This is a genomic window from Parabacteroides sp. CAG:2 (genome assembly GCF_000436315.1).
GTDB classification, from domain to species: domain Bacteria; phylum Bacteroidota; class Bacteroidia; order Bacteroidales; family Tannerellaceae; genus Parabacteroides; species Parabacteroides distasonis.
Map to the genome: position 1 here is coordinate 1 of NZ_FR885318.1, position 4,400 is coordinate 4,400.

Genomic DNA, 4,400 nt, shown 5'->3' on the forward strand with positions numbered 1-4,400 from the left:
CCGATAAATTCAGGAAACCGCAAAACAGCAAACGATACGACATCACCCCAGTCATCGACATTGACTTAGGACGCAAGACCACCCTTAATATCGATGCCGATATCTTCCGGGATAAAAGGACTCAAGATCCGGGCGTTTTGCATATCGACAATGAGGTGATAAATAACGGATTCAAGACATTCCTCGGCGAACCGTGGGCCTATGGCAAGTTTACCAATAATAGCGTTGGTTTCCAGTTGACCCACCGTTTCAACCAGAACTGGTCATTCAGAAGTTCCGCCCGCCAATATTTCACGCATGAGGATCGTCTGTATTTCCAGATGAAAACCCCTCAGAAGGACAGCACAATTACCCGCCGTTTGGCACATTGGGACGCAAAAATCAATTATACCAACGTATTGGAGGAATTGAATGGTAGTTTCAAGACAGGTTTTATCCATCATAAAGTAATAGCGGGCCTAGAATATGGATGGCTTACCAACCGAAGGAAAGTAAAAGGGAATATGTACACCCCGATTAGTTATGTTCATCCGGAATATTCCGAAGAACCAGTTGATTTCGAGATGGAACAGAGTACAGACTTACGTATCACCCAACGTACCTACGCGATCTATCTACAAGACCAAGTAAGCTTTTCCGCTCAATGGAAGTTATTGCTTGGCGCCCGTGCGGACTGGGTGAACGATAAACAAGATAATTATATTAAGGATAAAAAAACGGATGAAAACAATTTTGCCATCTCGCCTCGTGTGGGTCTTGTTTATCTGCCCATGCCCGACTTGAGCCTATATGCTACCTACAGTCAGTCTTTTGTCCCTCAATCCGGGCAAACGAAGGATGGCGAGGCATTCGACCCGATTACCTCTAAACAATGGGAAGCGGGAGTCAAGAAATCATTCTTCAACGATCGCTTGAGCACCAGTCTGGCCTTCTATACCTTGTCGAAGACCAACTTGCCGACGATAGACCCGGAAGACGAGGAATATAAGATACTGATCGGCAAGCAGACCAGCAAAGGTATAGAGCTTTCGGTAAACGGAGAGATCACCCCCAGTTGGAGCGTAGCCTTCAATTACGCATATACGCATGCCGAGGTAACGAAAACGAACGACGAGACCTATCCCGTAGGTACGCAACTGGCCAATATCTCACCAAGCCAGTTCAACCTCTGGACCTCCTACCTAATCCGTAAAGGCCCGGTTAAAGGCTTATCTTTCGGCGGTGGTTGGTACTTCCAAGGTAAATCCTACGGAAACATGGCACATACGATCGATCTGGACGCCTATCATCTGGTTGACTGTTTCGTGGCTTACAAGCGTAGTTTCTACAAGATCTCGGCGAACTTGAAAAACGTATTCAACCAAGAATATTATACCGGATCCCAAGGGAACTATCTTTTATTCCCCGGCTCGGCCAGGACGCTGATGGTTATGCTAGCGGTCAACTTCTAAAAAAGGCACAAGACATGTCGCATAATTCGATCATTAAAAAGATCATAGTAAAGTTACATTTATACACCGGACTCATATTAGGGCTAGTAATAACCCTAATATGCCTCTCCGGCACAGCGATCGTGTACAAGCCGGAACTTGAAAAACTATCTGTCAAGGATATCGCTTTTGTCAAGCCAGCCTCCCGAACCGTGCCGCCGCAAACTTTGTTAGAGAACGTAAGATGCGAATATCCACAAGCTAAGATCAATAATATGGTCTTATACGGAGGCGAGGATTGCGCCTACAGTTTCCGTACTACATTCCCGGATGAGAAAGGCCGTATCCAGATCTATGTCAATCCCTATACAGGGGAAGTTACGGGAGTGGACAGATACCGGCATAAGGTTTTTCAATGGTTATACGACTTTCACGTGAACCTGCTATTGAAAAAGCAAGGAGCTACCATCGTCGCCTTATCGGGATTCCTGTTGATTTTCCTAACTCTCTCCGGCTTTCTATTATTACCCAAGCGTCGTATCTTCTCCGTGAGCCGAAAGATGGGCTTGAGAGCCAAGCTTTTCAAGTCGCATTCCATCATAGGTATATGTACATCCCTCTTTTTGCTGGTCATCGCTTTTACCGGCTCCTACTTCGGGTTCAAGAAAGAATATCAATCTTTCTTTGAATCCATATCCGCAGGAAAAGCAGTCGCACCGGCACCAAAAACTGATAAATACACAGGTGATTGGGTATCATTGGATTCCGTTTTAACGACCGCCCAAGAAGAGTTCAAAGAGGGAACCCCGACAATGATATTCTTCCCGAAAGACAACACGTCTGTTTTCTCCGTACGGATGTATCGGGAAGGGGACTTCGAAAGAACTGGAAGCAACCATATCTACATCCATCCTATTACCGGCAAGGTCGTCGCCATAAACCTCTGGAAAGACAAACCGGCCGCCGAGAAGCTTGTCCGCTCCATGTACTTTGTCCACTTCGGCACTTTCCTCGGGCACTTCTCCAGAATCCTATGGATCCTCATAAGCCTAGCCATACCGTTCCTCTATTTCACGGGAGTTTACCTTTGGGTTATTCGCAATCGGCAGAAACATTTCCCTTTCCGGTAAACATAAGTCCAGTAAATCGCATCGCATAAGGAAATTTCGTATATTTGTAATATTGTGTAATTAGGAAAAAAGAAATGTCATGGCACAAATAACGATTCCTTATGCGGTAGCGGATTTTATAGATTTACGGGAGCGTAAATTCTATTATGTGGATAAAACGAACTTCATCCCCAGATTGGAGAATTATAATGCCCCGGTCTTCCTGCGTCCCCGTCGTTTCGGGAAAAGCCTACTCGTATCCACTCTTGCCTGTTACTACGATCGCACCAAGGCCGATCGCTTCGAGGAATTGTTCGGCGGCACTTGGATCGGGGAGCATCCGACGGAAGAGCATAATCGTTATATGATCGTGCGCTATGATTTCTCTGCTATGGCCATGGCCGATGACATGGAGGGGTTGGAGCAGAATTTTAACCGTTTGAATTGCTCTCCCGTGGAGATCATGGTGACACACAATCGGGACTTATTCCAAGACTTCCAGTTTACCACCAAAGGCAATGCCTCCCAAATGCTGGAGGAGGCTTTGGGGTACGCCCGCGAGCATGGCCTTCCAAAGGTATATATCTTGATCGATGAGTACGATAATTTCACCAACCAATTATTGACCGCCTACAAGGACCCGCTGTATGAGCAAATAACCACGAAGGATAGTTTCCTGCGTACCTTCTTCAAGGTTATAAAGAAAGGTATCGGCGAAGGCAGTATCCGTACCTGCTTCTGCACGGGTGTCCTTCCCGTGACGATGGACGATCTGACCAGCGGATATAATATAGCGGAGATCTTGACACTGGAACCGGAGTTCTTGAATATGCTGGGGTTCACGTATGAGGAAGCGGGCGCTTACCTGCGTTACGTGCTCGATAAATATACGGAAGGACAGGATCGATTCAATGAGATTTGGCAATTGATCGTGAATAATTACGATGGTTACCGCTTCTTGCCGGAGGCCGAGCCTCTGTTTAACTCCACGATCCTGACCTATTTCTTCAAGAAATTCGCCGTGCGTAAAGGCGGGATCCCCAGGGAACTGGTGGATGAGAACCTACGTACGGATATCGGTTGGATCCGCCGCTTGACACTATCCTTGGAGAACGCCAAGGAGATGCTGGACGCTTTGGTCATCAACGACGAGTTGCCGTATAACGTTCCCGACCTATCCAGTAAGTTCAATAAGAAGAAGTTCTTCGATAAGACCTTTTATCCTGTCAGCCTCTTCTATCTGGGTATGACTACGCTACGTAACAATTATCGCATGGTACTGCCCAACCTCACGATGCGCAGTATCTACATGGACTATTATAACGAGATGAACCATATAGAAGGTGGCGCTCCCCGTTATGTACCCACCTACGAACGCTTCACGGAAGACCGCCGTTTCGAGCCGTTGGTGCAAAACTATTTCGAGCAGTATCTCGGGCAGTTCCCGGCGCAGGTGTTCGACAAGATCAACGAGAACTTTATCCGTTGCTCCTTCTTCGAGCTTTGCTCCCGCTACCTAAGCAGCTATTATACGTTCGCCATCGAGCAGAACAACTCCGTAGGCCGTTCCGATTTCGAGATGACCGGCATACCCGGCACGAACTATTATAAGGATGACCGATTGGTGGAATTCAAGTATTTCAAGGCGAAAGAGGCCGAACACATGCTGGCGCTAAACGCTCCCCGCCCCGAGGACGTGGCGCAAGTACGTGCTTACGCCAAGGATACCAAACTGAAATTCCCTATATATAATGTACGCTCGTACATTGTATATATCTGCGCCAATAAAGGATGGAAATGCTGGGAGGTTACCGAATAAATAAAGCCTAGCCGTACCACTCCTCCATTTCACGAAGTTAAC

At 47.0% G+C, this 4,400-nt stretch carries 3 protein-coding genes; all 3 read left to right on the forward strand.

Translation table 11 applies throughout. The features are described 5' to 3' along the window. Nucleotides 1-1,451, forward strand: a 1,451-nt coding sequence (locus tag QVP94_RS13650) for a TonB-dependent siderophore receptor (protein WP_288213284.1), incomplete at its 5' end; no start/stop codon positions are given. A gap of 14 nt (nucleotides 1,452-1,465) precedes the next feature. Continuing rightward, complete coding sequence (locus tag QVP94_RS13655; protein WP_005867420.1) at nucleotides 1,466-2,560, forward strand: PepSY-associated TM helix domain-containing protein; 1,095 nt, start codon at nucleotides 1,466-1,468, stop codon at nucleotides 2,558-2,560. Nucleotides 2,561-2,639: 79 nt separating this feature from the next. After that, entirely contained in the window at nucleotides 2,640-4,358 is a 1,719-nt protein-coding gene (locus QVP94_RS13660; protein WP_005867418.1) for a PD-(D/E)XK nuclease domain-containing ATP-binding protein, read from the forward strand. The last annotated feature ends 42 nt before the right edge of the window (nucleotides 4,359-4,400 follow it).

What these genes read in the sequence shown, in the direction of transcription:
- QVP94_RS13655 (WP_005867420.1), top strand. Translation starts at nt 1,466, where the DNA reads ATGTCGCATAATTCGATCATTAAAAAGATCATAGTAAAGTTACATTTA.
- QVP94_RS13660 (WP_005867418.1), top strand. Translation starts at nt 2,640, where the DNA reads ATGGCACAAATAACGATTCCTTATGCGGTAGCGGATTTTATAGATTTA.